Below are 26,603 nucleotides of genomic sequence, written 5' to 3'. Positions count from 1 at the left end.
GATTCCGTTCCCGCAGGTCGTCGACGGCCCGCGCGACCCCAGCCGACCGGCGTCAGCCGATTGGACCCGCAGGACGTGCCGCTGCCCGCGCGGCCGCGACCCGCTCGCGCGTCACACACTGCACCGCGTGGTCGTTGACGATCCCGCTGGCCTGCAGCAACGCGAACATCGTGGTGGGTCCGACGAATTTCCAGCCTCGCTTCTTGAGGTCCTTGGACAGCGCAACCGACTCCACCGACGTGGTCTGCGACTGTGGCTCCGCCTCCGCCTCCGCCTCGAAGCGCCAGAAAAAACCCGGTAGTGAGCCCTCCTTCTCGATGAGCTCCTCCGCGCGGCGGGCGTTGTTGATGGTCGCCTCGATCTTGCCACGGTGACGGATGATGCCCGCATCGCCGAGGAGCCGGTCGACATCGGAGTCGGTGAAACGGGCGACCTTCTCGATGGAGAATCCGACGAACGCGGCCCGGAAGTTCTCCCGCTTGGTGAGGATGGTGCGCCAACTCAAGCCGGACTGGAACCCTTCGAGGGCGACCCGCTCGAAGAACGCATCGTCGCCCTCGAGCGGGAATCCCCATTCCTCGTCGTGATACGTCGTCTCCGGCTCGACAGCGGCCCAGCCGCAGCGCGTCGCGCCATCGGCTCCGGTGGTCACGAACGACATGGCACTCCTCGGGTTCGGTGATCAACCGCACCGTACCGCCGTGCACCGACACGTCCGATGGTCAACGGATGACGACGGTTTTCCCGATGGCTCCGCCGCTCTCGGAGATGCGGTGCGCCTCGCGGAGATTCTCGACGGTGAATCCCTCGAAGACCTGATTCACCGTGCTGCGGATCGTGCCGTCGTCGACAAACCGCGCCACCTCATCGAGTATTCGATGCTGACTGTCGTCGGACGGAAGATAAAGCGGTTTGCTGAACATGAGCTCCCAGTGCCAGCTCTGACTCTTGCTCTTCAGCGGCAACGTGTCGAGTCCCTCCGGTTCGTCGATGGCCACCACCTGACCGTGCACGCCCATGATCTCGGCGTAGGTCTCCACGTTGCCGCGGGAGTGGGGTGAGAACACGTAGTCGACCCCTTCCGGCGCCAAGGCGCCAACCTGATCGCGCATCTCTCGCGGAGCCACCACGTGGTGTGCCCCCAGATCCCGTACCCAGTCGGCCGAGCCGGGCCGCGACGCGGTTGCGATCGCGGTCACTCCCGTCAGCTTCCGCGCCAACTGCGTGACCATCGAACCCACGCCACCTGCCCCGGCGACCACCAGAAGTGTTCCAGCGGAGGACTCCTCGAGCCGCAACTTGTCGAACAGCACCTCCCACGCGGTCAGCGACGTGAGCGGCAAAGCCGCCGCATCACCGAAGCTCAGTGATGCCGGCTTGTGCCCCACGATGCGCTCGTCAACCAGCTGGACAGCGGCGTTGCTACCCGGACGGTTGATGACACCCGCGTAGTAGACCTCGTCACCCACAGCGAAGCGGGTGACTGCCGATCCGACCCCGACCACGACACCGGCCGCGTCGAAGCCGAGCACCTTCGGTCCGTCGGCGGGATCGAACGAGGCGCGGACCTTGACGTCGACCGGGTTGACCGAGACGGCCCGAACCTCCACGAGCAGATCATGTGGGCCGGGGTCGTCCACGACGACGTCGAGCGTGACGAACGACGTGTCGGCGTCGATCGGACCGGGTGCGGTGGCGGCGATGGCAGATGTGGTTGTCGGCATGGCGCTGACAGTATCCAGAGGACCCTGGTTACCCGCAAGGGATATTGGTATCCTTCGGGAACCTATGCACGTCAGGAGGATAAATGAGCACAGCTCAACACCGCGGTGACGCCTACTCGGCCACATGCCCCTGCCGAGGGATGCTCGACCTCCTCGCCGACAAATGGAGCGCCCTCATCATCGGTGCCCTGCGGTCGGGCCCGATGCGTTTCGGTGAGCTCCGCACGCGACTCGACGGCATCAGCCCGAAGGTGCTCACCGCCACGCTGCGCCGACTCGAAGAGCACGGCATCCTGACGCGCACCGTGTATCCGGCGGTGCCGCTACACGTGGAGTACGCACTGACCGACCTGGGCGCCGACGCCTCGGTGCCGCTTGACGCACTTCGCGACTGGGTGGAGGACAACTTGCCGCGCTTTTCGCACTAGAGTCCGGCGCGGGATACCAGCGGGCCCGGCCCCGACGCCTCAGGCCGACGCGGTGATCGGCATCTGCAGTTCGGTCTGCCACTTCTCCTCGGGCTCGGGATGACTGAGCAGGTACACCTCACGTGCGGTGCCGTCGGTGATGTAGCCGTTGTCGTCGATCCAGGTGGCCAGGATCTGATAACCCTCACCGATGTTGGCCATCTCGCCGTGGTGCACATACGAAGCAACCTGCTCCTGCGCCGGCAGGGTGGAGATCACGAGACCGTCGACGGTCACCCCGTCGGCGACGGTGCATGCCGCGCTGACGGACAATTTGCCGTCTGCCGTGGGTGCATAGGTCGCGACGATCGGACCCGCGGGTTCCACACCGGCCGGCCCGAGTGCGGCGAACAATTGACCGAACAGCGGTTGGATGACGGGCGCGACATCGGCGGAGTCGGTGCTCTCGGCGACTCCGCTGATCGACGCGATCCGGAGTGCCTCGACGGATTTCACAGTGACAGAGGTGGTGCTCATGGTGCCTTCCCTTTCGATCATCCGAAGTCTCGCCTCGATGCGCCGGAGCCGGTCGGTGTCGGCCTCGATCTGGGCGGCCACCTGCGATTGCCGCAGAGTCAGCATGCCGCGCAGCTCGGCGGTGTCGACGTCGGCGTCGATGATCCGGGTCACCTCGGACAAGGTGAACCCGAGATCCTTCAGCGCGACGAGCCGGTTGAGTCGACGCAGCTGATCGGCCTCGTAGTACCGGTAGCCCGTGTACTCGTCGACGCGTGCCGGTTGCAGGAGCCCGATCGAGTCGTAGTGCCGCAACATCCGCACCGACACCCGACCCATCGTGGCGAAATCTCCGATGGTGAACATGACACGATCACACTCCTGCCTCACACGGTGTCAGGGTCAAGCGCCCGCGGCCCGACGACCCATCGATATCGAATCGTGGCATCGGATCACGACTCTGTGACCGTATGCGGCCGACGGCGGCCGCGGGCGCGAGCCTGCCTACGGTGCGGATATGTCCACCCGCTGCGACGGCGCCACCACCACGTCCTCCCCCACGCCCGCGTATCTCCCGATCGCCGACCACGGCGTCATCGGCGATCTACGCACCGCGGCGGTGGTCGGGGTCGACGGACGCATCGACTGGTTCTGCTGCCCGCGTTTCTACTCCCCGAGCGTGTTCGGTTCGCTGCTCGACGCCGAGCGTGGCGGCGCGTGGACGATAGAGCAGATCGATGGGGATGTGACGACCCGGCAGTTCTATCTGCCCGACTCCAACGTCCTGGTGACCCGCTTCATGAGCGACGACGGTGTAGCCGAGGTCCAGGACCTCATGCCGATCGCGCGACCACACGATCCCGAGCACCGCACCCGCATCGTGCGGCGAGTGGTGTGTGTCCGCGGCGAGGTGAGATTCCGAATGCGCATCGCGCCGCGATTCGACTACGGGCGAGCCGACCACACCGTCGAGGTCGGCGATGACGGCCGCGCGACGTTCGAGACCGCTGAAACACGCTTGCACATCGCCTCCGACGCCCAGTGGCACGCCATCGACGACCGCGACCTCGAAGGCGTGTTCAGTCTCCGCACCGGCGAATCGATGACCACCGTCGCGGCCCCCGAATCCATCGCCGATGACTGCTTCACGCATGACCGTCGCCCCGAGGTCGTTGCCGAGACGGTTACCTTCTGGCAAAACTGGATCTCGCAGTCGACCTACACCGGGCGGTGGCGCGAGATGGTGCATCGCTCGGCCCTGACCTTGAAGTTGCTCACCCACGAACCGAGCGGCGCGGTGGTGTCCGCGGTCACCGCGGGATTGCCCGAGAGCATCGGTGGGGAACGCAACTGGGACTACCGCTATGTCTGGATCCGCGACACCGCGTTCACCCTGTACGCCTTGCTGCGACTCGGGTTCACCGACGAGGCCGCCGCGTTCATGCAGTGGCTGACGTGCCGCTTCGCCGACGGCGAGGACGACCTGACGGGTCCGCTACGCCTGATGTACACCCTCGACGGCGATCCCCCGCCGGAGGAGACACGGTTGGACTGGGAGGGCTATCGCGGCTCGTCGCCGGTGGTGATCGGCAACGCCGCCGCCCAGCAACGCCAACTCGACATCTATGGCGAGCTCATCGACTCGGTGTATCTGTTCAACAAGTACGGACCGGGCATCTCGTATCAGTCGTGGACTCAGCTCTGCGACGTAGCGGCCTGGCTGGTCGACAACTGGGACGCACCGGATCAGAGCATCTGGGAGGTCCGCACCGAACCGCGCCATCATGTGTACTCGCGGCTGATGTGCTGGGTAGGGCTGGAGCGGATGATCCGGATGAGTCGCCAGCGCGGCCTGCCCGGCGACATCGCCGGCTGGATGACGGCCCGCGACGAGATCTTCACCCAGATCATGGAACGCGGCTGGAACGAGAAGCTGGGCGCCTTCGTGCAGACCCTCGACGCCGACCGCCTGGACGCCTCGCTGCTCCTGATTCCGGCCGTGAAACTGTTGGCGCCCACCGACGACCGTTTCCAGAGCACGCTTCGGGCCATCGAAGACGAACTCGTCAGCGACTCGCTGGTGTTCCGCTACGACACCACCGACGGCCACGACGGCCTCGACGGCGGCGAGGGCACCTTCTCGCTGTGCTCGTTTTGGTACGTCGAGGCTTTGACACGCTCGGGCCGTCTCGCCGACGCCCGGCTGGCGATGGAGAAGATGTTCACCCACGCCAATCATCTGGGCCTCTACGCCGAGCAGATCGGGTTGACCGGCGAACAGCTGGGCAACCTGCCGCAGGCCTTCACTCACCTGTCGCTGATCAGTGCGGCCATCAACCTCGATCGACGGCTGGCCAACGGATGAACCGCCGTTACCTTTCCGTTATCCGAGTTGCAAATGCATCGCAGATGGTCTGCCGAGCGCGAGTGTGCACCCGGGTCGTCGATAGCGTTTTCGTATCGACTGCAGCATTCATGACGCGACAGGTTCATCCATGACGGTTCTCGACGTTTCGCCCGCCACCGCGGTACGCGCGGCGGCCGGTCCGGATGCTGACCTCACCGACCTGCTCCGACGTGTCGGTGGCGGCGACCATGACGCGTTCGCCGCCCTCTACGACAGCACGTGCGAGCGGGTCTTCGGAATGGTCCAGCGTGTGCTGCGCGACCCCGGATACAGCGAGGAGACCACTCAGGAGGTCTATCTGCAGGTGTGGCGGTCGGCGTCGGCGTTCGATCCCGCCGCGGGATCGGCGTTGTCGTGGCTGATCACCATGGCGCATCGCCGCGCAGTGGACCGCGTGCGGTCGGAGACGGCATCGCATCGGCGCACCACCGAATACGGGCTGGCCTCGCTACGCCCCGAGGTCGACGAGGTATCCGATGCCGTGGAGATCCGCGCCCGACGCCGGGAAGTCCGAGACGGCATGGACGCGCTGACCAACCTGCAGAGAGAATCGGTGGAGCTGGCCTACTTTCAGGGTCTGACCTATCGCGAGGTCGCCGACCGGCTGGGCATCGGGTTGCCGGCCGTCAAATCCCGCATCCGCGACGGCATGCGCAGACTTCGCACCCACTTGGAGCCGGGTCACGCTGCCTAGGGTGGAGTCGTGACCGCACACCAGTACGTCCTCAACTCCCCCGACACCTTCATCACCGACGCACTGCGCGGCTTTCTCGCCGCCAACCCGCGCATCGCCTGGCGGCCCGACCCCGGTTTCCTGCACCGTCGCGAGGCTCCAGGCTCCGGTGTCGCGGTGATCTCCGGCGGCGGGTCGGGCCACGAACCGATGCACGCCGGGCTGATCGGCGCGGGCCTGCTCGACGCCGCCTGCCCAGGCCTGGTGTTCACATCACCGAACGCACTGCAGATCGTCGGCGCCACCCGGTGGGCCGACCGCGGGCAGGGCGTGTTGCACGTGGTGAAGAACTACACCGGCGACGTGATGAACTTCCGGATCGCCCGTCACCTGCTCCGCGAGGAAGTCGCCACCGATCACGTCCTCGTCGACGACGACGCCGCAACCGAGTCCGACTCCGGTCCCGGTCGCCGCGGGACCGGGGCGACCATCGTCGTCGAAAAGATCTGTGGCGCAGCGGCCGCCCGCGGGGACGACCTCGCAACAGTCGCCGAACTCGGCCGCCGGACCGCCGACAACGCCCGCAGCTTCGCGGTTGCCTACCGCGCCTGCACCATCCCCGGAGCGCAGTCGGCGACCTTCGACCTCGAACCAGGCCAGATGGAGTTCGGTGTCGGCATCCACGGTGAGGCCGGTGAGGCGCGGACCCAGCAGGTCGGGGCACGGGAGTTGGTTCACCGCATGCTCGATCGCATCGTGGAATCACTGGGGCTCAGCGCGGGCGAGCAGGTGATCTGCCTGGTGAACGGCCTGGGCTCAGCTCACCCGCTCGAGCTGTCGCTGGTGTTCGGGGAGGTGGTCGCCGATCTGTCGCAGCGCGGCGTCACGGTCGATCGCTCGATGGTCGGCACCTATGTCACCGCACTGGACATGACCGGCTTCTCGATCACCCTCGTCCGTCACGACGACGAGATCCTAAACCTGTTCGACGCCGACACCGAGGCACCGGCGTGGCCGTCACACATCGGCCGCGGTCCGGCGGAGGTGAGCGATGTCGAGTTCGCCGAACCCGACGACGCCGCCTCCGAGGGCGGCGAGTCGGCGTGGCTGACGACCTTTGTCACCCGCGTTCGCGATTCGATCGACGACCTGACCGTGCTGGATCAGCAGGCCGGCGACGGTGACTTCGGTGCCAACATGGATGCGGCGCTCGGCCATTTCGAGGCGCCGCTTCGCGGGACGGATGCCGAGGTGTTGACGGCGATCAGCACCTCGTTCCTGGTGCGCGCCGGCGGTACCTCGGGTGCGGTGTTCGGGGTGCTGTTCCGTCAGCTCGCCTCCGCGTTCGCGGAATCCGATGACTTCGCTGCGGCCCTGCGCGACGGCACGGGCGCAGCGCTCGCCGAGATCAAGGACCTCGGTGGTGCCGAGGTCGGCGACAACACGATGGTCGACGCGTTGGCCCCGGCAGCCGGCGCGTTGAACGATGGCGCGGCGCTCGATGAGGTCGCGCAGGCAGCCGAGGACGGCGCCGAATCCACCCGCGACACCACCGCCGCCAAGGGACGGGCCAGCTATGTGGGCGAGAATGCCCGCGGCGTGGTCGATCCGGGTGCGCTGGTCGTCTCGTGGTTGTATCGGGCCGCGGCCGAGATCGGTAGCTGAGGCCGGTCTCGATACGTCACTCGCTGCCGCTCGCGACTACTCGACCACCGAGTTGGGGGCCTCATCGCCGTGGCGGGTTTCGCAGCGGCCAGACCCCACCCCCGCGGGTTGGAGTAGCGCCGAGCGAGCTTGCGAGCCCGGCGCGTATCGAAACCCGTAACGCAAGAATCCGCCCGTGACTGAAATCGGCCCCCTCGGACGGCTCCGAGGGGATATCCCCTCGGTCCGACCTGAGGGAGCCGATTTCAGTCAGTTGCGACTCTGCCGGCTCAGCCGAGCACCAACGACTCCCCGTCGGCACCCACATTCACCGGCACCACGTCGCCGTCGTGAATGTCGCCGGCCAGCAACGCCTTCGCGAGCTGGTCGCCGATCGCCTGCTGCACCAGCCGCCGTAGCGGACGGGCACCGTAGAGCGGATCGAAGCCACGCTCGGCCAGCCACTCCTTGGCCTTCGGGGTGACCGACAGCTCCAGGCGACGCTGCGCCAGGCGCTTGCCCAGCTGGGCGAGCTGGATGTCGACGATGGACACCAGCTCCTCCGGGCTCAACGCGTCGAAGACGATCACATCGTCGAGACGGTTGATGAACTCCGGCTTGAACCGACTGCGCACGGCCATCATCACCTGGTCCTTGTCGCCACCCGCGCCCAGGTTGGACGTGAGGATGAGGATGGTGTTGCGGAAGTCCACCGTGCGGCCCTGACCGTCGGTGAGGCGACCCTCGTCGAGCACCTGCAGCAGCACGTCGAACACGTCCGGGTGCGCTTTCTCGATCTCGTCGAACAGCACCACCGTGTACGGCCGACGCCGCACCGCCTCGGTCAGCTGACCGCCCGCCTCATACCCGACATAGCCGGGAGGCGCGCCGACGAGCCGTGCGACGCTGTGCTTTTCTCCGTACTCGCTCATGTCGATGCGGACCATCGCACGTTCGTCGTCGAACAGGAACTCGGCCAGGGCCTTGGCCAGCTCGGTCTTACCGACACCGGTGGGGCCGAGGAACATGAACGAGCCCAGCGGACGATTCGGATCGGCCACCCCGGCGCGGGCGCGACGGACCGCATCCGACACCGCCTGCACGGCGTCCTTCTGGCCGATGACCCGTTGTCCGAGTTCATCTTCCATGCGCAGCAGCTTGGCGGTCTCACCTTCCAGCATGCGGCCGGCGGGGATTCCGGTCCACGACGACACGACCTGCGCCACATCGTCGGGTCCGACCTCCTCCTGCAGCATCACGTCCTGGCCGGGGTCGGTGCCGGTCTTCTCCAGCGCGGCCGCCAGTTCCTTTTCGAGGCCCGGGATCCGGCCGTAGCGCAGTTCGGCGGCACGGCCGAGATCGCTTTCGCGCTCGGCGCGATCCGCTTCTCCGCGAAGCCGTTCCAGCTCCTCCTTGACGTCGCGCACAGCATCGATGGCGGTCTTCTCCGACTGCCAGCGAGCCGAGAGTTCGTTGAGCTTCTCCTTCTGGTCGGCGAGTTCGCCGCGCAGCTTCTCCAGGCGCTCCTTCGAGGCCTCGTCGGTCTCCTTCTGCAGGGCGACCTCCTCGACCTCGAGCCGGCGCACGATGCGCTCGACCTCGTCGATCTCGACCGGACGCGAATCGATCTCCATCCGCAGGCGCGACGCGGCCTCGTCGACCAGGTCGATGGCCTTGTCCGGCAGGAAGCGCGAGGTGATGTAGCGATCGGACAGCGTCGCCGCCGACACCAGCGCGGAGTCGGTGATGCGCACACCGTGGTGCACCTCGTAACGATCCTTGAGTCCGCGCAGGATTCCGATGGTGTCCTCCACCGAGGGCTCGCCGACGTAGACCTGCTGGAAGCGGCGTTCGAGCGCGGCGTCCTTCTCGATGTGCTGGCGATACTCTTCCAACGTCGTCGCGCCGACCAACCGCAGCTCGCCGCGGGCGAGCATCGGCTTGATCATGTTTCCGGCGTCCATCGCGGAGTCGCCGGTCGCACCGGCGCCGACGATGGTGTGCAGCTCGTCGATGAAGGTGATGACCTGACCGGCCGATCCCTTGATCTCGTCGAGCACCGCCTTGAGGCGTTCCTCGAACTCACCGCGGTACTTGGCACCGGCCACCATCGAACCCATGTCCAGGGAAATGACCGTCTTGTTGCGGAGCGATTCAGGGACGTCGCCGGCGATGATGCGCTGCGCCAGCCCCTCGACGATGGCCGTCTTGCCGACGCCGGGTTCACCGATGAGCACCGGATTGTTCTTGGTGCGGCGGCTCAGTACCTGCACCACGCGGCGGATCTCGGTGTCACGTCCGATGACCGGGTCGAGTTTGCCCTCACGGGCGGCCGCGGTCAGGTCGGTGGAGTACTTCTCCAACGCCTGATATGTCGACTCCGGGTCCTCGCTGGTCACGCGGGCACTACCGCGCACCGAGACGAACGCATCCCGCAGGGTCTGCGGGGTCGCGCCGGCGTTGGCCAGCAGCTTGGCGACCTCCGAGTCTCCGGTGGCCAGCCCGACCAGGATGTGCTCGGTCGACACGTACTCGTCGTCGAGCTCACCGGCGAGCTGCTGAGCTGCACTGATTGCCGCGATCGACTCGCGGGAGAGCTGCGGCTGCGCGCTCGCGCTGGACACCGTCGGCGCTCGGTTCACCAGTGCCTGAGCCTGCGAACGAACCGTCGACGGGTCCACCCCGACCGCCTTGAGCAGCGGCGCGGCGATGCCGTCGGACTGATCGAGCAGGGCCACCAGGATGTGGGCCGGGCGCACGTCGGAATTACCAGCAGAGGCCGCCGCCTGCACAGCAGCGCTCAGGGCCTGCTGCGTCTTGGTGGTCGGGTTGAAGCTGTCCACGGGCGTGTACCTTTCTCTCTTTAGTCCAACAGGCTCAAGTATGAGCCATACGAGAGGTGTAACGCCAACAAACTTGAGTCTATTTCACTCAACTTGAGCTTCATCGGTGACGCAGGACACGTCCACGGGCGCGAGGAGTAGGCGCTTGCGGAGAGCGATAGGCGGCCGCCCCAACACTCACAACTGCGCCCGGTTGCGTGCCATGACCTGTTGTCGATTCGCTTCCAGCGCCGACCACTCCGGCGCCGCCGCCGCTGCCAACTCCCCTTCCACATCGAGGGCCGCCCCGGTTGTCGCATCCCAGCCCGCGTCGTAGATCCGCTTGACCGACCGCATCATCTCACCGTCGGCATCAGCGATCCGCCGTGCGAGGTCCCATGCGCGTCCCAGCAGATCCTCGTGTGCGACGACCTCGGTCACCAGGCCGATGCGCAATGCCAGGGCCGCATCCACCACTTCCCCGGTGAACGACATCCGCCGCGCCCAGCCTGGCCCGACACGGTCCGGCAGCCGAACGGTCATCCCGCCACCGGGCAGCACCCCGACGCGGGCATGGGTGTCGGCGAAGATCGCTCGATCACTGGCGACCAGGAAGTCGCAGCCGAGCGCGAGCTCGAAACCCCCGGTGAATGCCGCACCATTTACCGCACCCACCACGGGTGTGGCGAGCTCACCAACCAGCCGGATGCAGTTCGACTCGCGGATGGCCTCGAGGTAGGCGGGTCCGTCGGCGGCCAGGCTCTTGAGGTCGAGTCCCGCGCAGAATGCCGGGTCGGCACCGGTGAGCACGATCGCCCGAACGCGTCGTCCGCGTCGAGTCGGCGCAGTGCCGCGCTCAGGCCATCGGCCAGATCCGGGCTGAGCGCGTTGCGCGCCTGCGGCCGATCGAGAGTCACCAGTGCGGCACCGTCACGCACATCCACCAGCAGCGGTTCGGTCACCGCTGTGACACTACGCGCGGAACCACGGCCGATACTTGCGATTGCCCTCGATGATCTCGGTGGCCATCGACAGCGCCGCGCTCACCACGTCGACACCGTTTCGCTCCGAACGGTTCACCATGTCGCGGGCCGTGTCCGCGATGGCATCGACGCGGTCGGCGAGGCCGCTCTCGTCGTCGCGGAGTTCGGCTTCTACCGCGATGAGCCCACCGGCGTTGGCGACGAAGTCGGGGACGTGCACGATGCCACGCTCGCGCAGATCGCGGGCGAGCGCCGGGGTCGTGAGCATGTTGTTGGCGGCACCGACGAGTGCCGAAGCCCGCAACCGGGGGACCGCATGCTCGTCGATGACCCCGCCGGCGGCGCATGGTGCCAGCACATCGGCGTCGGCAAACAGAATGTCGGCCAAATCCGTGGCGGTGACCCCGAGTTCGTCGACCGCGTCGTGCACCCGTACCGGATCGATGTCGGCGGCGAGCACCTCCACTTCGGCAGCACACAGCATCCGGGCGACGTGCAGACCGACATTCCCCAGCCCCTGGATCGCCACGCGACTGCCCGCGACGGATCGACCACAGGCCTCCAGCGCGACCTCGATGCTGCGCACCACGCCACGCGCGGTGAAGTAGGACGGGTCGCCGCGCTGCGCGCACACCACCGGGACGTGACGTCCGATCAGCTCCAGATCGCGCACCGACGTGCCCATGTCGAGTGCCGGGATATAGCGACCATTCAATGCCGCAACATATTTGGCGTGAGCGATCAAGACCTCGTCACGGTTGGCCACGCGCGAATCGGCGTTGATCACACTCTTGCCGCCGCCGAGCGGCACTCCGGCGAGCGCGGCCTTGTAGGTCATCGCCTGGGCGAGATCCATCGCATCCGCCACCGCGGCCGCCCGAGACGGATAGCGACGCATCCGCACACCGCCCAGCGATGGCCCAAGCGTCGTATCATGTACGGCGATAACCGATTCCAGTCCCACCTCGGGATCTCGGCAGATGACGAGCTGTTCGAAATCGCGTTGGTGGAGTTCGGCGGTCAAGTCGGATGCTGCGAAGGTTGTGGTCATGGCGCCCGACGCTATGACCGACCGAAATGCGGCCGCAAGGACTTGGCGCGAACTGACCCGCGTGACGCAAACCTTTATCACCGGGAGAGCGCTTTCGATAAATTGTTGCGCATGGTCGATCTCGATGATGTTGATCTGGCCCTGCTGGCCTTGCTGTCCGAGGACGGCCGCGCCACCTTCTCGGAGCTGGCCGGCCGGGTCAATCTGTCCGTCGCAGCGACCAAGCGCCGAGTCGATCGGTTACGTGCCCAGCAGGTGATCACCGGATTCACCGCCACGATCGACCAGACGACACTCGGCTGGCCGGTGCACGCCTTCACCGAGGTGCGCTACGTGGGCACGTCGCAACCCGAGGAGATGATGCAGGCGATGACGGAGATACCCGAGGTGGAGGCCGTCTACACGATCGCCGGCGACCCCGACATGCTGGTGAAGGTGCGCGCCCGCGACCACAGCCACCTGCAGCAGGTCATCAACCATCTACGTCGGGGCGGCAAGGCGACCGGGACGAAGACGATGATCGTGCTCGGCTCGTGGCATCGGTGACGACGCACCAACGGCACCCGGCGAGCGTCGTCACGACTCTGCGCGCAAGAAATTTCCACACGAAGCCGGTCAATACGACGATCTTTGCGTCCTGACCCGGATTTCGCGTCTTCATCTGGCGTGTGCCACATCACACTGCTTGCATGGCGGGCACTGCCGGCACTCACCTGACAGGCCGGGGCGCAGCCCGCGGACACCGATCCCGCGCACCCCGGCCGACCGCCACAAGCGGGAGTTCCCGGCAGCCGGATGCACACTGCGCGAGCACAACTCGCATTGAGGAGACACCATGCCCGGAGTCGGCATATGGCGGACGAAGTCGGTCGAGCAGTCGATCGCCGAAACCGATGAGCCGCGCAGTCGATTACGCAAGGACCTGACCACGCGGGATTTGACGACCTTCGGTGTCGCGGTCGTCATCGGTGCCGGCATCTTCACCCTCACGGCCCGCACGGCCGGTGACGTCGCCGGACCATCGGTGTCGCTGGCCTTCGTCCTCGCCGCCGTCGCCTGCGGCCTGGCGGCCTTGTGTTACGCGGAGTTCGCCTCGACGGTCCCGGTCGCCGGCAGCGCCTACACCTTCTCTTACGCCACGTTCGGCGAGTTCATCGCCTGGATCATCGGGTGGGACCTGATCCTCGAGTTCGCTCTGGCCAGTTCGGTGGTGGCCAAGGGGTGGTCACTGTATCTGGCCGACTTCCTCGGCACTGCGACCACGGTCGAGATCGGCGGTGTCAGCCTGGATCTGGGCGCGGTGGTGATCATCGGTGCCATCACGCTGACGCTGGCCTTCGGCGTCAAACTGTCGTCGCGGGTATCGGCGATCGTCACCGCCATCAAGGTGGCGGTGGTGCTGTTGGTCATCATCGTCGGCGCCTTCTTCATCAACACCGACAACTACCGGCCCTTCGTCCCACCGACGGAGGCGAACACCGAGAGCGGGGCCGGTCTGCAGCAGACGCTGTTCTCGCTGCTCAGCGGCTCCCACGGCAGCGACTACGGCTGGTACGGCCTGTTGGCCGCCGCCAGCCTGCTGTTCTTCGCGTTCATCGGGTTCGACGTCGTGGCGACCACCGCCGAGGAGACCAAGAATCCGCAGAAGTCCATTCCCCGGGGCATTCTGGGCTCGCTGGCCATCGTCACCGTCCTCTACGTGGCCGTCACCGTCGTCCTCACCGGCATGGTCAGTTATCAACAGCTGCGCACCGACGGACCACTCGTCGACGACGGCACGGCCACCCTGGCGACCGCATTCGAGTACCACGGGGTGACCTGGGCGCAGACAGCGATCAACGTCGGCGCACTGGCCGGCCTGACCACCGTCGTGATGGTGATGATGCTGGGGCAGACACGGGTGCTGTTCGCGATGTCCCGCGACGGGCTCGTCCCCCGGTCGTGGGGCACAACCAACAAGTCCGGCAATCCGATTCGCATCACGATGCTCGTCGGCGGAATCGTCGCGGTGATCGCGGCGGTGTTCCCCATCGAGACACTCGAGCAGATGGTCAACATCGGCACCCTGTTCGCCTTCGTCCTCGTCTGCGCCGGTGTCATCGTGTTGCGGCGCACGCGGCCCGACCTGAAGCGCGGCTTCCGGGTTCCCGGCAGCCCGATCGTTCCGGCGATCGCGATCATCGCGTGCGGATGGCTGATGATCAATCTGTCCGTGGAGACCTGGATTCGCTTCGTCGCATGGATGGTGCTGGGTGTCGTCGTCTACCTTATCTACGGTCGGCGCCATTCGGTCCTGGGACGGCGACTGGCCGCTCCTCCCGCAACACTCACAACTGAGCCCGAGTACGTCTCGACCGGCGCACGCGCAGAGCAGGCGTCGACCGACGACTGACCACCGTTTCTCTCACGTATCACGCGGGTCGACCCGACCATCCCACATGGTCGGGTCTTCCTGCGGCGAGGGCAGATCCAGTCCGAGTGCGGACATGTGCGGCAACACACGATCGATGACCGAGTTCAGGTGTGCGAGATCATCGGCGTCCAGGGCATCGAAGATCAGTCGCTGCGCCTCGGTGCTGTGTCTCGGCGCAGCCGCACGCACCAGGTCCATTCCGGCTTCGGTGAGCATCACCGACACGGCACGACGGTCGCTGCCGTCGGACGACTTGACCCGTCGCACCCACCCCCGACCCTCCATCACCGTGACGGCGTGCGACAACCGACTCTGCTCACTGTGCGCGAGGACCACCAGACGCCGCATGCCGATGGTCTTCTCTGGCGCCTCCGACAGCCGGAACAGGATCATGTACTGCGAGTGGGTCAGCCCGCTGTCGCGCCGCAACTGAACGTCGAGAGCATCGTCGAGCAGCATCGACAACGTCAGGAACCCACGAAACGCCCGCTGTTCGTCCGGAGTGAGCGTCATGATCGCAGCGTAGCAAGTTCTTGAACTTTCATACAGATGGTCGTACGATCAGAATTCATGAAGATTCATGCACACTCGCATGCGCTTCCTCGACCGACTGCGAAGGAACGACAATGACCGCTGCATCCCCCTCGACGATGCCGATGGCGTTCCTCGGGCACGGCAGCCCCATGAACGCGATCGAACACAACCGCTTCACCCAGTCGTGGGCAGAATTCGGCCGGTCGGTCCCCCGCCCGCGAGCCATCCTGATGATCAGTGCCCACTGGTACATCAACGCCACCGCGGTCACCGGCATGGCGCGGCCCCGCACGATTCACGACTTCTACGGATTCCCGCGCGAACTGTTCGAGTTCGACTATCCGGCACCGGGATTGCCTGATCTCGCCGGTGAGGTCGCCGAGGTCGTGAAACCCACCTGGGTGGGCACAGATGCCGATAGCTGGGGTATCGATCACGGCGCGTGGTCGGTACTCGCGCACGCCTTCCCCGACGCCGACATCCCGATCGTCCAATTGAGTATCAACGGCGAACGCGATCTGGACTACCACTTCGATCTCGGCGCACAACTGGCCCCGCTGCGCGAATCGGGTGTGTTGATCATCGGCAGCGGCAACATCGTGCACAATCTGCGCGCCGTCGACTTCTCGGTCCCGGAGTCCGGCTACGCCTGGGCACAACGCTTCGACGACGCCGCACGCGAGGTCATGCTCACCAACCCCGCCGACTACCCGACACTGGCCGGCCACCACGACTATGCCGCGGCCGTGCCCACGCCCGACCACTTCCTACCCTCGGTGTATCTCGCCGGCCTGGCGGCCGGCACCTCCGACGACTCGTCCACAACTGTCCTCGTTGACGGTTGCTCGTACGGGTCGCTGTCGATGACGTCCTATGTGGTGGACTGACACGTACGCGTCACCGCAACGGATTTCCCCACCTCACCTCGTCCCGGATCCTGCGCTTGAGCAGCTTCCCACCCGCGTTACGCGGCAACGCTTCTCCCGACACGGCGGCAAACTGCGGCACCTTGAAGTCGGCCAGGCTGCGCCGGCAATGGTCGAGGACGGCGTCGAGGTCGAGCTCCCCCGACTCCGACACCAGCACCGCACCGACCTTCTCGCCCATCACGTCGTCGGGCACCGGCAGCACCGCGGCGTCCAGCACGCCGGGGGCCGACAACAGCACCGCCTCCACCTCGATGCTGGACACGTTCTCGCCGCCGCGATTGATGATGTCCTTGATCCGGTCGACGATGTGCACGCGACCGGCATCGTCGACCCGAACGACGTCCCCGGTGTGTAACCACCCGCCGATGATGGTGTCCGCGTCCGCATCCGGGCGTTGCCAGTAGCCGCCGGTCACGTTGGCACCGCGGACCACGAGTTCGCCGACACTCCGGTCGTCGCCGATCGGCACGATGCCGATGTCCACCGACGGTACGGCGTAGCCCACCGAGTCGGCGTGGGCGACGGCATCCGCGTCGGGCAACACCGTGATGAGTGACGCGGACTCGGTCATTCCGTAGCCGTTCATCACCGTCGCCCGCGGGAAAGCAGCCTGGAGTTGTTGGACGAGCGTGGGCGCGATCGGCGCCCCGCCGTAGCCGACGACCCGCACCCCGGACACGTCCGCGCCGGCAAAGGCGGGATGTCTCAACAGCAATGCATAGACCGCCGGAACCGTGATCAGGTAGCCGATCCGCTCGGCCACCACGACGTCGGCCATGGTCGCAACGTCGAGCTGCGGCATGATCACCGACGTACCGCCGACATAAGCGGCCACCAACAGCTGCGAGTTGCAGCCGGTCACATGAAACAGCGGCACCGAGACCAGGGTGCGGTAATCCGAACCCAGATCGCGGGAGATGCCAGAGCACCGGATCATGTTCTCGGCGTTGGTGATGAACGCCTCGTGGGTGGTGGGCACCCCTTTCGGCCGGCCGGTCGTTCCCGAGGTGTAGAAGAACGCTGCGACGTCGCGAGCCGTGAGGTCGTCGGCGACGTACGGCTCCCCCACAGGCAGCGGCGTGTCCGGGGTGAGATCCACCCGCACCGCGGCATCGTCGAGCACGAATTGCACTTCGACGTCGGTCATTCGAGTGTTGACCGCCACCACCACACCGCCGGCCAGCACGGTGCCCCAGAAGGCCAGCACCCAGTCCACACCCGCCGCGTACCGTAGTGCGACGCGATCGCCCTTTGTCACGCCCTGCGCTCGCAAACCGCCCGCCACGCGGCACGCCTCGTCCCACAACTGGGCGTACGTCAGGCGGCGTCCACCGAGTTCCACGACGGCCTCGTCCTTCGGAGCCGACAGGGCACGCTCGCGGACAACGTCGACCAGCGTCGCCGGCAGACCCGTGTACCGGGGCACGCCATCGTCGTCGCGGACGACGCCGGAGACGCCGAAGGGATTCCGGTCACGACCGATCTCGATGACGACGCTGTCACTCATTCTTCGTTTGTACTCCGGGACAGCCGCCGACGACCCCGCTTCGACGCATCGATGCGCGCGAGTACTCAGACCCGTCGCAACGCCAGCACCGGGATCGTGCGGACACCTGCGGTCTTGGCCTCGTACTCGGCGAACCCCGGATACCGCTTGGCCTGTTCGGCGTAGATACGGTCGCGGTTGTCGCCGACGACCTCATTGACGGCGACGTCGAAGGTCTCGGTGCCCACCTCCACACGGGCGCTTCCGGACGCGGTGAGGTTGTGATACCAGGCGGGATGGGTGGGGGCACCGGCCTTGGACGCGAAGATGTACATCAGCGCCGCATCGTCGTCATCGGGCATGAACATCAGCGGGGTGACGTTCTGCTTGCCGCTCTTGCGACCCGTGTGATGCAGCAGGACCATCGGCGCACCTTCGAACGGGCCACCCACCTTGCCCTCATTCGCACGGAACTCGTTGATGATCTGCGTATTCCAGTCGTCGGTCTCGCTCATGGTCACTTCCTTCGTCGCACGGTCGATCCCCCTGCGACCATTCCTACCCCGCCCGGGACGATCGGACGCGCGAACCGGCCAGAACGCGGCCGATGTCACGGCGACTCTCGACTGTCTGATGCACCAGGTAGTGACGTAGTGCACACAACTCGCGTTGAGACTTACTGCCTAGTAACCTTCGGGGTGATAGTCGGGGGTTGGTCATGAGTGAAGATGCGAGTATGCACCCACTGGTGCTTTCTGCAGCGGAATTGTCACGAAAACTATTGGCACCATTGCCACGTTTGAGGCACACCGAAGGCGTGGTGTCCAGGGCGCTGGGGCTGGCCAAGACAGTACCCGCCGCGGATCGGCCGACGCTGATCGCGGCGGCGTGGTTGCACGACGTCGGGTACGCGCCACAATTGGCGTCCTGCGGATTCCATCCGATCGACGGTGCCCACCACCTCGAGTCGCTGGGATGGTCGCCGGAGATCTGCGCTCTGGTGGCCCACCACTCCGGAGCGCGATTCTGCGCCGAGATACACGGCCTCGGCGAGGAACTCAGCAGCTTCGAGTTCACCGAAGACGCCGTCAGCGACGCCTTGACCGTGGCCGACCAGACGTCGGGACCACAGGGACAGTATCTGCCCCTCGACGAGCGCATGCAGAACATGCTGACGCGCCACGGCCCCGACTCGGTCAACGCCCGCGCCCACGCGCAGCGCGAACCGTACTTCCGGTGCGCCTGGGCCCGCGTCGCCGTACGCCGACTATTCGCCGACTGCGCTGTCGATCATCGCGTACTCATCGCTGGTTGACCGCGGCCAACGCCACTACGACATAGCCAGAGCCGAGGCCGCATCCGCTGCCGGCGCCGACACTCACGGCCAGAAGATCGTCCCGTTGGCGAAGTCCTGGGCGAAGCGCGACCCGACACGGTACTCGCCGCCGAGCGGCACACCGTAATACCCGCCGGCCGCCCCCGTGGCCCGCCACTTCTGCAGGATACCGCCCCACACGATCTGCGCACCGCCGGTCTTGCTCCAGCAGATCGACCCACCGGTGAAGTCGTTGGCGCGTCCGCTGCCGGCCTTGAACTCGTTGGTGACCGGGAATCCGAGCGGTCCGCGCTCGGAGCCGGCCGCCTGCCACCGCTGCCGGATGGCGCCGCCGACCTGGTGCGCGTTGCCGCCGTCGGCGGACGGATGCCAGTAGAAGGTGACGTCGCGGGCGAAGGTCTGGTAGCGACCGCCCTTGGCCGCGGCGCGTTCGTCGGAGGTCGGCACACCCCATTTGAACACGCCACCGCTGCCGAGATAGGCCTCGCCGATCTTGCCGCCTACCGCGTGGCCACCGAGGACCACGTCCGCGGACGCCGGTTGGATGAATCCGAGCGCACCGAACACGAGAGTCGTCATGACTACCGCGGTGGTGCGGAGGGCTCGTCGGGCCAGCGGACGCGGAGTTGGATCAGAAGTCGGCATCCCCGGCAGTGTACGGACCCACCGAAACCGGCTGCCGGTGAGGCATCGGACATCCGTCGCGGGAGGCCGTATTCACCTGGGCCGCCATCGTTTCCACACCGCATGTCCGGTGGCGCGGACCTTCTCGTCGAAACGCAGTTCGACATCACAGACGATCTCGGCCTCGACCGATTCGACGATCGTCGCGCGGAGCTCGACCGGCAGATCGAGCGGGCTCGGTCGGACATAGCGGACGTCGATACCCGCGGTGACGAACGGCAACAGCGCTCCGTCGAGTGAGTGCCACCCCTGCACCGACGCCTCGTTCATGACCGCCGCCGCGCTGTGGCAGTCGAGCAGTGTCGCGATGATGCCGCCGTTCAGATACCCGATCCCGTTGTCGTGCTCGGGCCACGGGGTGAACGTGGCGACGACGCAACCGCCGTCGACGAAGCTCTTCAGACGCAACCCGCGCTCGTTGGCCGGTCCGCAACCGAAGCAGGTCATCGTCGGGAACAGTCGGTCCTGCACTGCGATGGTCTCCACAGACTGCAAGTATCCGCCTGGACGCCCGACCTGGCGAGACTTTGCCGCGACCCGTCGTCACCGCTCCAGCGAGATCCGCATCGGCCACGGGGTCGACGTCACGATGTCGCCGACGAAGCCGGTCGCCACGTAGCCGCCCGGCGTCAGCTCCAATGCAGTCACCGAGAGGTTTTCATCGACGATCCAGTAGTGCGGGATGCCCGCCTCTGCGTATTCGCTGCTCTTGGTGACGCGATCGGTGCGTCGCGAGCCCGGCGACATCACCTCGATGGCCAGCGCCAGCTGATCGGCGGTGATCGGGAACTCCACGGACGTCGTGGAGCGAACGATGATGTCGGGCACGCGCACGGTGGCCGGGGTGTTGGGATCGATCACGACATCGACCTCGATCAGCACCTCGAAGCCCGGTGGGAGCTGGTCGCTGAGTTGAGTGGCGAGACTCAAAACCACGCGTGCGTGCGCGGGTCGCGGCCGAGGCGCCACTATCCGCACACCCTCTTGCAGTTCGACTCGGACCTCACGGTCCTCGCCGCTTTCCCACCACTCATCCAGCGACAGCAAATGGGCGTGGGCTGGGCCGGACATGCTCAGGAGTGTAGTCGGGTTGGTGAGCTCGGGAGGGAGGGCCGCAGCTCATCGGATCGGACGAATCGAGTACGAGACCTCGCGCTCTGCAGGGTGAATGGCCACGGAGCCGAATCTGTCATGTCGAGGCTCAATCGTCAGACGATGACCCGATCTGTGCACAACCTGGTCAACATTCCACAGAAACGCCGGATTCCGCAGAAACGCCGGCCACCCATCGTGCGCGCTATGGTCGAGTCCGAGACCCGTCCGCAACCGGAAGCGACACCGATGTCCGACATCCACTTCTACTTCGACCCGGTCTGCCCCTTTGCCTGGATGACCAGCAAGTGGGTTCGAAAGGTGCAGGCGCAGCGCGATTACAGCGTCGACTGGCGGTTCATCTCGCTTCGGTTGCTCAACTCGCACATCGACTACGACAGTCATTTCCCGCCCGAGTACGAGGCCGGGCACACCGCCGGGCTTCGGCTGCTCCGGGCCGCCGCGAGCGTGCGACGCGAACACGGACGAGAACCGATCGGACGACTGCACGAGGCGTTCGGCACGCGGATCTTCGACTCGCACACCGGGACCTACATCGTCGAGGGACGCGATGATCGAGGTACCGAGAACTTTCTGAAACCCGTGCTGGACGAACTGGGCCTGCCTGCCCATCACGCCGCCGCGCTGGACGACACATCGTTGGACGCGGAGATCCGGGCCGAGACCGACGAAGCGCTGGGGCTGACCGGCCGCGACGTCGGCACGCCGATCATCCACTTCGAGCCGCCAGAGGGGGTGGCGTTCTTCGGCCCGGTCATCAGCCGCCTGCCCAGCGACGAAGATGCCGTCGAACTGTGGGATCACGTCGTCGGGCTGGCCCGCTTTCCCGGTTTCGCCGAACTGAAGCGCAGCCTGCGCGAGCGTCCCCAGCTGACCGCGTTCGGGGTGGACACCACCGAAGCCGGGTTGCAAGAGGACTGGCACGGCGGGAGCCGGCGCACCAAGAAGTGAGTGGCCGGATCGGCCGGGATCGGCTCACCGCGCGACCACGACCACCGGCGGCTGCTCGGTCGACTCGGCGGCAGGTGCGGGGCTCTCGGCAACGGCGAACATGATCAGTCCCATCATCAGGATCTGCGGGACGGCGACCGCGGTGGTGTCCAGCATCGACGTCCAGCGTCGATGCGCCCAGCGCGGCGTCGGGACCGTGTGTGTTCGCGCGGCCATGGTGTACTCCTCGTCTCGGTGTCCTCACCGATGAGGTTCGCCGACCACGCTTGGGGATCACTTGAGGTTCACTGGTCGCGAGCTGTGTAGCACCCGCCTTCCGTGTGTCGATCCAGCAGAAAATGCGCCCCACAGAAGCACCCCGCAGAGCGCGTTCGCAAACACTGTGTTCACGAACGTGCTGGTAGGGGCGCTATTGTGGGGCGCATTTCGCGTGGCCGGGCGTCCAACGTCACCCGACGGGCCGGCTGGGCTCAGATGATGCTCACGACCAGATTCCAGATGGCGATGCCCAGGTTGTAGATGGCGATGATCGTTGGTGTTCCTCTCGTAGACCCGGTTGGGGTCCGGCCCATCGGCCGAACGAGAGTAGGACGTTGCCGGAGTTCGCGAATGTTCCCGGTTCGCGCCGTCAGTTCCCGTGACTCGCGCCGACTACGGTTGCGCGCACGGCGGCGCCGGCGCGTCCTCCGACAACGGCTTGCCCAGCGGGATCAGATAGAGCACGTCGAGCACCACGGGCACGTCGCCGAGATTCTCGCCCTCATGCGTGTTCTGCTGACCGCGCGGCTCTTCGATGATCGCCCCGGGCCCGTAGATCGTCGGGACACAGTCCGGGCCGGGGGTGGGTCAGGGTCCCCGATCGCACCAGCCCGACCAGGTCGCCGTCGTGATAGTGCCAGCCGGTGGTGCCACCCGGAGCGATCGTGATCTCTCGCACGGCCACATGGACGCCGTCGGGAACGAACGGCAGCAGTCCGGCCGGGACGTCCCCCTCTGCCACCGTCACCGCGGAGATCCCCGACGACGGTGTGGCGAGCGCGGGTGAGGTGCCGACACCGGAGAGCGCCGCAACCACGCACAGTCCGGCGAGAACGCGCAGGGATCGCAGCATGGTCGAAAGGTACCGCGCGCACCGGGCGCGTTCACCGTGTTCGGACAACCTGCCCGGTCGCTGTGCGAAGTCCGCGGCCACGCCACCGGCAACCACAGCCCGGCCGGTGACGAAAGTGTGACCGTCGTGCCAATCTGCGCCCCCGACCGGAGTTCCTCGGTGATGATGGCTGCATGGTCGAACGAGACGCAGCGATCGGGGTCATCGGCGGTTCGGGCTTCTATTCGTGGTTGGCCGAGGAGGCGGCATTCGACGACGTCGTCGAGCATCGTGTCCAGACCCCCTTCGGCGATCCGTCGGCGGTCCTGACCGAGGCCACCCTCGACGGTCGGCGCATCGTCTTCCTCCCCCGCCACGGCGCGCGCCACGAATACCTGCCACACACCGTCCCTTACCGGGCGAACCTGTGGGCGCTGCGGTCGGTGGGCGTTCGCCGCATCCTCAGCGCATCCGCAGTTGGCGGGCTGCAGCCAGACAACGGGCCGGGCACGGTGATCGTCCCGGATCAGCTGGTGGACCGTACCGGAGGACGCGCCCAGACCTTCTTCGATCGGCTACCAACCGGCCACTCGCACGGGCCGATCCACGTGTCGCTGGCCGACCCCTACTGCCCTGCGCTGCGAGCGGCGATGACCCGGTCGGACGCGGTCGATGGCGGCACGCTGGTGGTGATCGACGGCCCACGGTTCTCCACGCGCGCCGAAAGTCGTTGGTATGCCGCCCAGGGTTGGTCGGTCATCAACATGACCGGGCACCCCGAGGCGGCGTTGGCTCGCGAACTGCAGATCTGCTACGCGAATGCCTGCCTGGTCACCGATCTCGACGCCGGCGTGTCCGAAGGCGATGGGGTGACCGCGGCGGAGGTGTTCGCCGAGTTCTCCCGAAATCTGCCGACATTCGCCGGCCTGCTGCTCGACGCGATCCGCACAATCGATGTGTCAACCCACTGCCCCTGCGCAACAGGTGATCACGATGTGGACGCCGTGCTCGCGGAGATCTCGTGACCCGGGTTCTGGTCACCGGCGCAGCCGGATTCATCGGGTCACGCATCGTCGGTCAGTTGCGCGAGCAGGACATCGACACCGTGGCCGTCGACGCAATGATCGCCGAGGCCCACGGCCGCCGGCCGCTCACCCCGGACGGGGTGACGCAGGTGGATGTGACCGACGTCGACGCGATCGCCGACCTACTCGACGGCGTCGACGTGGTGTGCCATCAGGCGGCGATGGTCGGGATGGGCGTCACCGCCTCGGATGCACCGCTGTACGCTCGACACAACGACCTCGGCACCGCGGCCGTGCTGGCGGCGATGCATCGCGCCGGGTGTGGCCGGCTCGTTCTGGCGTCGTCGATGGTGGTTTACGGCTCTGGTCGGTTGCGGGCAGCCGACGGTAGTCGGGTCGAGCAGCTCCCAGTCCGCGATCCGGCCCGCACCGACGCCGGAGATTTCGAGTATCACACCAAGGACGGGCAGCTCATCTCCTGGGAACTGACCGGTGAGGACGCACCGCTGCGCCCCACCAGTCTGTATGCGGCGAGCAAAGTGGCCCAAGAGCATTACGCGCGTGCGTGGTCCATCGCGACCGGCGGTGCAGTGGTCGCGTTGCGCTACCACAACGTGTACGGACCGGGAATGCCGCGGGACACCCCGTACGCGGGAGTCGCGTCGATCTTCCGCTCGCGACTCGCCGCCGGGCAGGCCCCGCTGGTGTTCGAAGACGGCGGCCAGATGCGCGATTTCGTCCACGTCGACGACGTGGCACGGGCGAACACCATGGCGATCACCGCGCACACCGACGGTTTCTCCGAACTGAATGTGTGTTCGGGACAACCGATCTCGATCGGCGCGGTGGCCGATGTGTTGGCGCGTCGCATCACCGGGCCGACTCCCGTGGTGACCGGTGAGGTGCGTCCCGGCGACATCCGGCACATCGTCGCCGATCCGACCCGGGCACGGGAGACGCTGGGTTTCACCGCGCGCATCGGCCCCGACGAGGGCCTCGCCGAGTTCGCGACGGCGCCGCTACGTGATGCGGCGCGCTGACCGGCCGAGTTCGGCGCGAACCGACATATCCGCACGCGGTGCGCGTGGTGTGTGGGGCAGCACCACCTCGAATCGACTGCCCCGTTCGGTGTTGGCCGCGACGATCTCGCCGGCGTGCGCCTCGATCAGGCCGCGGGCGATCGCCAGACCCATACCGGAGCCGACGGGCAGACCGTCGGCGTTGACCGGACTCCGCGACGTGGTGCCCCGGTAGGCCACCTCGAAGATCCGGGGCAGGTCCTCGTCGGGGATTCCGGAGCCGTCGTCGTCCACGGCGATCGACACGCTCGCGCCGAGGTCGGCTACCACCAGATCCACCGACCCACCCCGGCCGGTGTGGGCAATGGCATTGACGACCAGATTGGTCAGGACGCGGGAGAGTGCCGACGAGCTCGCTGTGGCCACCACCGGGACGCCTGGCGCGATGACGCCGAGGGAGATGTCCGCGCGACGGGCGGCGCCGCCGAGCGCGGTGGTCACCTCGTCGACCACCTCACGAACGTCGATCGGTTCCAACTCCAGGGTCATCGCACCGGAGTTGATGCGGGACATCTCGAACAGGTCGTCCACCATCTGCGACAACCGGATCGTGTTGGTGTCGATCTCGCGGGCGAACTCGGCGATCTCGTCCGGCGAGGTCACCACATGATCCGACAGTGCCTCCGCCAGCGCCTTGATGTCGGCCAGCGGCGTCCGCAGGTCGTGGCTGACCCAGGCGATCAGCTCGCGACGCGAATGTTCGGCCGCACGTTCCTGTGCTCGCATCTGCCGTTCCCACACGGTGCGTTTGGCCTGCAGATGGCCGAGCAGCAGGGCGAGCGGTGCGGTCACCAACGCCACTGCCGCGAGCACCGCGACCACTCGTGAGCTGTCGTCGGTGAACATGAACCCGCTGACCCCGAAGATCGCGGTGAAGGTGGCCGCCAACGGCACCAGGATGATGGCGACCATGTTGGCACGCAACGACATTCCCCGGATGAGATAGATCACGGCGGCGCCCGCCGCAGCGATCGGCGCCGTCATCGCCAGCGCCACCGCGAAGATGCGTAGGGTCTCGGTGTTCACCTGTTGCTCCGCTCTCGCGGCGCCGGCGCCGCGTTCCATCGGTACCCGCGACCCCACACCGTCTCGATCCGTGCCGCCGCACCGAGTTTGGCGCGCAGCCGTTTGACGTGGACGGTGACCGTCGAGATGTCGCCGAACGTCCACCCCCACACCCGGTCGAGCAGTTCCTCGCGCGTGAATACCGCGTCCGGGTGCGCGACGAAGAACTCCAACAGATCGAATTCGCGTTTGGTGGTCGAGATCTCACGCGTCCCGACCAACACGGCACAGGACGCCGGGTCCACCGAGATCTCGCCGTCGGTGATCGACGCCGCCGGCGCGGTGTGGTTCGCCCGTGCCCGCCGCAACACCGACTGCACCCGCAGGCTCAGTTCGCGGGGGCTGAAGGGTTTCGCCACGTAATCGTCGGCGCCGGATTCGAGCCCGGCGACACGGTCGTCGGCTTCGCCGAGCGCGGTCAACATGATGACGGGCAGGTCGGCGTGGCGGCCGGCGCGGATCGTCTCGCACACCTCGATGCCGTCGCCCTCGGGCATCATCACGTCGAGGATGGCGAGATCGATGGGCTCGGCGGCGATGTGGGCAAGTGCCGCGGCACCGGTGTCCACCACCGTCACCTCCATTCCGTCGCGTTGCAGATAACGCCGTACGACGTCGGCGACCACCCGGTCGTCGTCGGCCACGAGTATGCGCACCATCACCCACCTCTC

Annotated in this window: 25 protein-coding genes and 2 pseudogenes; 11 read left to right on the top strand and 16 right to left on the bottom strand. The window is 66.7% G+C overall.

What is annotated here, in order from left to right:
* Window positions 1-52: 52 nt before the first annotated feature.
* Together ACIGKQ_RS08635 and ACIGKQ_RS08630 are read right to left on the bottom strand one after the other, a co-directional pair.
* A complete protein-coding gene (locus ACIGKQ_RS08635; protein WP_328715025.1) occupies window positions 53-661 on the bottom strand; it encodes a DNA-3-methyladenine glycosylase I in 609 nt (202 codons plus the stop codon).
* A 61-nt stretch (window positions 662-722) separates the two neighbouring features.
* Window positions 723-1,724, bottom strand: a complete 1,002-nt coding sequence (locus tag ACIGKQ_RS08630; RefSeq protein WP_235724414.1) for a zinc-binding alcohol dehydrogenase family protein — start codon at window positions 1,722-1,724, stop codon at window positions 723-725.
* A gap of 83 nt (window positions 1,725-1,807) precedes the next feature.
* On the opposite strand from ACIGKQ_RS08630, the gene ACIGKQ_RS08625 reads away from it, so the two are divergent.
* A complete protein-coding gene (locus ACIGKQ_RS08625) occupies window positions 1,808-2,152 on the top strand; it encodes a helix-turn-helix domain-containing protein (RefSeq protein ID WP_235724413.1) in 345 nt (114 codons plus the stop codon).
* 39 nt (window positions 2,153-2,191) lie between these two features.
* On the opposite strand, the gene ACIGKQ_RS08620 is transcribed toward ACIGKQ_RS08625, so the two are convergent.
* Window positions 2,192-3,013: a MerR family transcriptional regulator gene (locus ACIGKQ_RS08620; RefSeq protein WP_235724412.1), complete on the bottom strand. Its 822-nt coding sequence runs from the start codon at window positions 3,011-3,013 to the stop codon at window positions 2,192-2,194.
* A gap of 151 nt (window positions 3,014-3,164) precedes the next feature.
* On the opposite strand from ACIGKQ_RS08620, the gene ACIGKQ_RS08615 reads away from it, so the two are divergent.
* The 3 genes from ACIGKQ_RS08615 (at window position 3,165) to ACIGKQ_RS08605 (ending at window position 7,392) form a co-directional block, all read left to right on the top strand.
* Entirely contained in the window at window positions 3,165-5,012 is a 1,848-nt protein-coding gene (locus tag ACIGKQ_RS08615) for a glycoside hydrolase family 15 protein (protein WP_396573216.1), read from the top strand.
* 130 nt (window positions 5,013-5,142) lie between these two features.
* Window positions 5,143-5,748, top strand: a complete 606-nt coding sequence (sigK, locus tag ACIGKQ_RS08610; protein ID WP_396573214.1) for an ECF RNA polymerase sigma factor SigK — start codon at window positions 5,143-5,145, stop codon at window positions 5,746-5,748.
* Window positions 5,749-5,757: 9 nt separating this feature from the next.
* Window positions 5,758-7,392 (top strand): dihydroxyacetone kinase family protein, encoded by a 1,635-nt coding sequence (locus ACIGKQ_RS08605; protein ID WP_396573213.1) that lies wholly within the window; start codon window positions 5,758-5,760, stop codon window positions 7,390-7,392.
* A gap of 269 nt (window positions 7,393-7,661) precedes the next feature.
* Here the strand turns inward: ACIGKQ_RS08605 and clpB are convergent, their stop codons facing one another.
* The 3 genes and pseudogenes from clpB to ACIGKQ_RS08590 form a co-directional block, all read right to left on the bottom strand.
* Window positions 7,662-10,214: an ATP-dependent chaperone ClpB gene (clpB, locus tag ACIGKQ_RS08600; protein WP_266063489.1), complete on the bottom strand. Its 2,553-nt coding sequence runs from the start codon at window positions 10,212-10,214 to the stop codon at window positions 7,662-7,664.
* A gap of 177 nt (window positions 10,215-10,391) precedes the next feature.
* Window positions 10,392-11,155 (bottom strand): annotated as a pseudogene (locus ACIGKQ_RS08595) (enoyl-CoA hydratase).
* A 10-nt stretch (window positions 11,156-11,165) separates the two neighbouring features.
* A complete protein-coding gene (locus ACIGKQ_RS08590) occupies window positions 11,166-12,227 on the bottom strand; it encodes a Glu/Leu/Phe/Val dehydrogenase (RefSeq protein ID WP_266063491.1) in 1,062 nt (353 codons plus the stop codon).
* A gap of 111 nt (window positions 12,228-12,338) precedes the next feature.
* Here ACIGKQ_RS08590 and ACIGKQ_RS08585 point away from each other — a divergent pair, with 111 nt between their 5' ends.
* Both ACIGKQ_RS08585 and ACIGKQ_RS08580 read left to right on the top strand, forming a co-directional pair.
* Complete coding sequence (locus ACIGKQ_RS08585; RefSeq protein WP_266063492.1) at window positions 12,339-12,773, top strand: Lrp/AsnC family transcriptional regulator; 435 nt, start codon at window positions 12,339-12,341, stop codon at window positions 12,771-12,773.
* 289 nt (window positions 12,774-13,062) lie between these two features.
* On the top strand, window positions 13,063-14,619 hold the full coding sequence (locus ACIGKQ_RS08580) for an APC family permease (protein WP_235724304.1): 1,557 nt from the start codon (window positions 13,063-13,065) through the stop codon (window positions 14,617-14,619).
* Between the two features lie 12 nt (window positions 14,620-14,631).
* Here the strand turns inward: ACIGKQ_RS08580 and ACIGKQ_RS08575 are convergent, their stop codons facing one another.
* The gene (locus tag ACIGKQ_RS08575) at window positions 14,632-15,153 is read right to left on the bottom strand and encodes a MarR family winged helix-turn-helix transcriptional regulator (protein WP_235724305.1); all 522 of its coding nucleotides are present in this window, start codon (window positions 15,151-15,153) and stop codon (window positions 14,632-14,634) included.
* A gap of 113 nt (window positions 15,154-15,266) precedes the next feature.
* Here ACIGKQ_RS08575 and ygiD point away from each other — a divergent pair, with 113 nt between their 5' ends.
* Window positions 15,267-16,061, top strand: a complete 795-nt coding sequence (ygiD, locus tag ACIGKQ_RS08570) for a 4,5-DOPA dioxygenase extradiol (protein ID WP_396573209.1) — start codon at window positions 15,267-15,269, stop codon at window positions 16,059-16,061.
* A gap of 10 nt (window positions 16,062-16,071) precedes the next feature.
* On the opposite strand, the gene ACIGKQ_RS08565 is transcribed toward ygiD, so the two are convergent.
* Both ACIGKQ_RS08565 and ACIGKQ_RS08560 read right to left on the bottom strand, forming a co-directional pair.
* Window positions 16,072-17,610 (bottom strand): class I adenylate-forming enzyme family protein, encoded by a 1,539-nt coding sequence (locus ACIGKQ_RS08565; RefSeq protein ID WP_396573207.1) that lies wholly within the window; start codon window positions 17,608-17,610, stop codon window positions 16,072-16,074.
* A gap of 65 nt (window positions 17,611-17,675) precedes the next feature.
* Window positions 17,676-18,104: a nitroreductase family deazaflavin-dependent oxidoreductase gene (locus ACIGKQ_RS08560; RefSeq protein WP_396573205.1), complete on the bottom strand. Its 429-nt coding sequence runs from the start codon at window positions 18,102-18,104 to the stop codon at window positions 17,676-17,678.
* A 284-nt stretch (window positions 18,105-18,388) separates the two neighbouring features.
* Between ACIGKQ_RS08560 and ACIGKQ_RS08555 the strand changes: the two genes are divergently transcribed.
* Window positions 18,389-18,904, top strand: a complete 516-nt coding sequence (locus tag ACIGKQ_RS08555; RefSeq protein WP_396573204.1) for an HD domain-containing protein — start codon at window positions 18,389-18,391, stop codon at window positions 18,902-18,904.
* 63 nt (window positions 18,905-18,967) lie between these two features.
* Here the strand turns inward: ACIGKQ_RS08555 and ACIGKQ_RS08550 are convergent, their stop codons facing one another.
* The 3 genes from ACIGKQ_RS08550 to ACIGKQ_RS08540 form a co-directional block, all read right to left on the bottom strand.
* On the bottom strand, window positions 18,968-19,570 hold the full coding sequence (locus ACIGKQ_RS08550; RefSeq protein WP_396573202.1) for an LGFP repeat-containing protein: 603 nt from the start codon (window positions 19,568-19,570) through the stop codon (window positions 18,968-18,970).
* 72 nt (window positions 19,571-19,642) lie between these two features.
* Window positions 19,643-20,095, bottom strand: a complete 453-nt coding sequence (locus ACIGKQ_RS08545) for a PaaI family thioesterase (RefSeq protein ID WP_396573201.1) — start codon at window positions 20,093-20,095, stop codon at window positions 19,643-19,645.
* Window positions 20,096-20,152: 57 nt separating this feature from the next.
* The gene (locus ACIGKQ_RS08540) at window positions 20,153-20,680 is read right to left on the bottom strand and encodes a Uma2 family endonuclease (RefSeq protein WP_396573199.1); all 528 of its coding nucleotides are present in this window, start codon (window positions 20,678-20,680) and stop codon (window positions 20,153-20,155) included.
* 270 nt (window positions 20,681-20,950) lie between these two features.
* On the opposite strand from ACIGKQ_RS08540, the gene ACIGKQ_RS08535 reads away from it, so the two are divergent.
* Window positions 20,951-21,673, top strand: a complete 723-nt coding sequence (locus ACIGKQ_RS08535) for a hypothetical protein (protein ID WP_396573334.1) — start codon at window positions 20,951-20,953, stop codon at window positions 21,671-21,673.
* A gap of 24 nt (window positions 21,674-21,697) precedes the next feature.
* On the opposite strand, the gene ACIGKQ_RS08530 is transcribed toward ACIGKQ_RS08535, so the two are convergent.
* Both ACIGKQ_RS08530 and ACIGKQ_RS08525 read right to left on the bottom strand, forming a co-directional pair.
* Window positions 21,698-21,889: a hypothetical protein gene (locus ACIGKQ_RS08530; RefSeq protein ID WP_396573197.1), complete on the bottom strand. Its 192-nt coding sequence runs from the start codon at window positions 21,887-21,889 to the stop codon at window positions 21,698-21,700.
* Window positions 21,890-22,324: 435 nt separating this feature from the next.
* A pseudogene (locus ACIGKQ_RS08525) lies at window positions 22,325-22,784 on the bottom strand (cupin domain-containing protein).
* Between the two features lie 173 nt (window positions 22,785-22,957).
* On the opposite strand from ACIGKQ_RS08525, the gene ACIGKQ_RS08520 reads away from it, so the two are divergent.
* Together ACIGKQ_RS08520 and ACIGKQ_RS08515 are read left to right on the top strand one after the other, a co-directional pair.
* Complete coding sequence (locus tag ACIGKQ_RS08520) at window positions 22,958-23,788, top strand: S-methyl-5'-thioadenosine phosphorylase (RefSeq protein ID WP_235724314.1); 831 nt, start codon at window positions 22,958-22,960, stop codon at window positions 23,786-23,788.
* The gene (locus tag ACIGKQ_RS08515) at window positions 23,785-24,828 is read left to right on the top strand and encodes an NAD-dependent epimerase/dehydratase family protein (RefSeq protein ID WP_396573195.1); all 1,044 of its coding nucleotides are present in this window, start codon (window positions 23,785-23,787) and stop codon (window positions 24,826-24,828) included. Before ACIGKQ_RS08520 ends, ACIGKQ_RS08515 begins: the two co-directional genes overlap by 4 nt.
* Here ACIGKQ_RS08515 and ACIGKQ_RS08510 read toward each other — a convergent pair.
* Window positions 24,808-25,893, bottom strand: coding sequence for a sensor histidine kinase (locus tag ACIGKQ_RS08510; protein WP_396573193.1), 1,086 nt, complete (start codon window positions 25,891-25,893; stop codon window positions 24,808-24,810). The genes ACIGKQ_RS08515 and ACIGKQ_RS08510 overlap by 21 nt on opposite strands.
* The gene (locus ACIGKQ_RS08505; protein ID WP_235724317.1) at window positions 25,890-26,591 is read right to left on the bottom strand and encodes a response regulator transcription factor; all 702 of its coding nucleotides are present in this window, start codon (window positions 26,589-26,591) and stop codon (window positions 25,890-25,892) included. Before ACIGKQ_RS08505 ends, ACIGKQ_RS08510 begins: the two co-directional genes overlap by 4 nt.
* Window positions 26,592-26,603 lie beyond the last annotated feature (12 nt).

Source organism: Gordonia sp. NPDC062954, assembly GCF_044543825.1.
In the GTDB taxonomy this organism is placed as follows: Bacteria; Actinomycetota; Actinomycetes; order Mycobacteriales; family Mycobacteriaceae; genus Gordonia; species Gordonia tangerina.
This window is presented reverse-complemented; position numbering and strand designations above follow the sequence as displayed.

Excerpts from the sequence above, each read along its gene's own strand:
- ACIGKQ_RS08560 (WP_396573205.1), bottom strand. The coding sequence starts at position 18,104 with ATGAGCGAGACCGACGACTGGAATACGCAGATCATCAACGAGTTCCGT.
- ACIGKQ_RS08620 (WP_235724412.1), bottom strand. The coding sequence starts at position 3,013 with ATGTTCACCATCGGAGATTTCGCCACGATGGGTCGGGTGTCGGTGCGG.
- ACIGKQ_RS08625 (WP_235724413.1), top strand. The coding sequence starts at position 1,808 with ATGAGCACAGCTCAACACCGCGGTGACGCCTACTCGGCCACATGCCCC.
- ACIGKQ_RS08505 (WP_235724317.1), bottom strand. The coding sequence starts at position 26,591 with ATGGTGCGCATACTCGTGGCCGACGACGACCGGGTGGTCGCCGACGTC.
- ACIGKQ_RS08540 (WP_396573199.1), bottom strand. The coding sequence starts at position 20,680 with ATGTCCGGCCCAGCCCACGCCCATTTGCTGTCGCTGGATGAGTGGTGG.
- ACIGKQ_RS08565 (WP_396573207.1), bottom strand. The coding sequence starts at position 17,610 with ATGAGTGACAGCGTCGTCATCGAGATCGGTCGTGACCGGAATCCCTTC.
- ACIGKQ_RS08530 (WP_396573197.1), bottom strand. The coding sequence starts at position 21,889 with ATGGCCGCGCGAACACACACGGTCCCGACGCCGCGCTGGGCGCATCGA.
- ygiD (WP_396573209.1), top strand. The coding sequence starts at position 15,267 with ATGACCGCTGCATCCCCCTCGACGATGCCGATGGCGTTCCTCGGGCAC.
- ACIGKQ_RS08615 (WP_396573216.1), top strand. The coding sequence starts at position 3,165 with ATGTCCACCCGCTGCGACGGCGCCACCACCACGTCCTCCCCCACGCCC.
- ACIGKQ_RS08635 (WP_328715025.1), bottom strand. The coding sequence starts at position 661 with ATGTCGTTCGTGACCACCGGAGCCGATGGCGCGACGCGCTGCGGCTGG.
- sigK (WP_396573214.1), top strand. The coding sequence starts at position 5,143 with ATGACGGTTCTCGACGTTTCGCCCGCCACCGCGGTACGCGCGGCGGCC.
- ACIGKQ_RS08575 (WP_235724305.1), bottom strand. The coding sequence starts at position 15,153 with ATGACGCTCACTCCGGACGAACAGCGGGCGTTTCGTGGGTTCCTGACG.
- ACIGKQ_RS08630 (WP_235724414.1), bottom strand. The coding sequence starts at position 1,724 with ATGCCGACAACCACATCTGCCATCGCCGCCACCGCACCCGGTCCGATC.
- ACIGKQ_RS08550 (WP_396573202.1), bottom strand. The coding sequence starts at position 19,570 with ATGCCGACTTCTGATCCAACTCCGCGTCCGCTGGCCCGACGAGCCCTC.
- ACIGKQ_RS08580 (WP_235724304.1), top strand. The coding sequence starts at position 13,063 with ATGCCCGGAGTCGGCATATGGCGGACGAAGTCGGTCGAGCAGTCGATC.
- ACIGKQ_RS08520 (WP_235724314.1), top strand. The coding sequence starts at position 22,958 with ATGGTCGAACGAGACGCAGCGATCGGGGTCATCGGCGGTTCGGGCTTC.
- ACIGKQ_RS08590 (WP_266063491.1), bottom strand. The coding sequence starts at position 12,227 with ATGACCACAACCTTCGCAGCATCCGACTTGACCGCCGAACTCCACCAA.
- ACIGKQ_RS08585 (WP_266063492.1), top strand. The coding sequence starts at position 12,339 with ATGGTCGATCTCGATGATGTTGATCTGGCCCTGCTGGCCTTGCTGTCC.
- ACIGKQ_RS08535 (WP_396573334.1), top strand. The coding sequence starts at position 20,951 with ATGTCCGACATCCACTTCTACTTCGACCCGGTCTGCCCCTTTGCCTGG.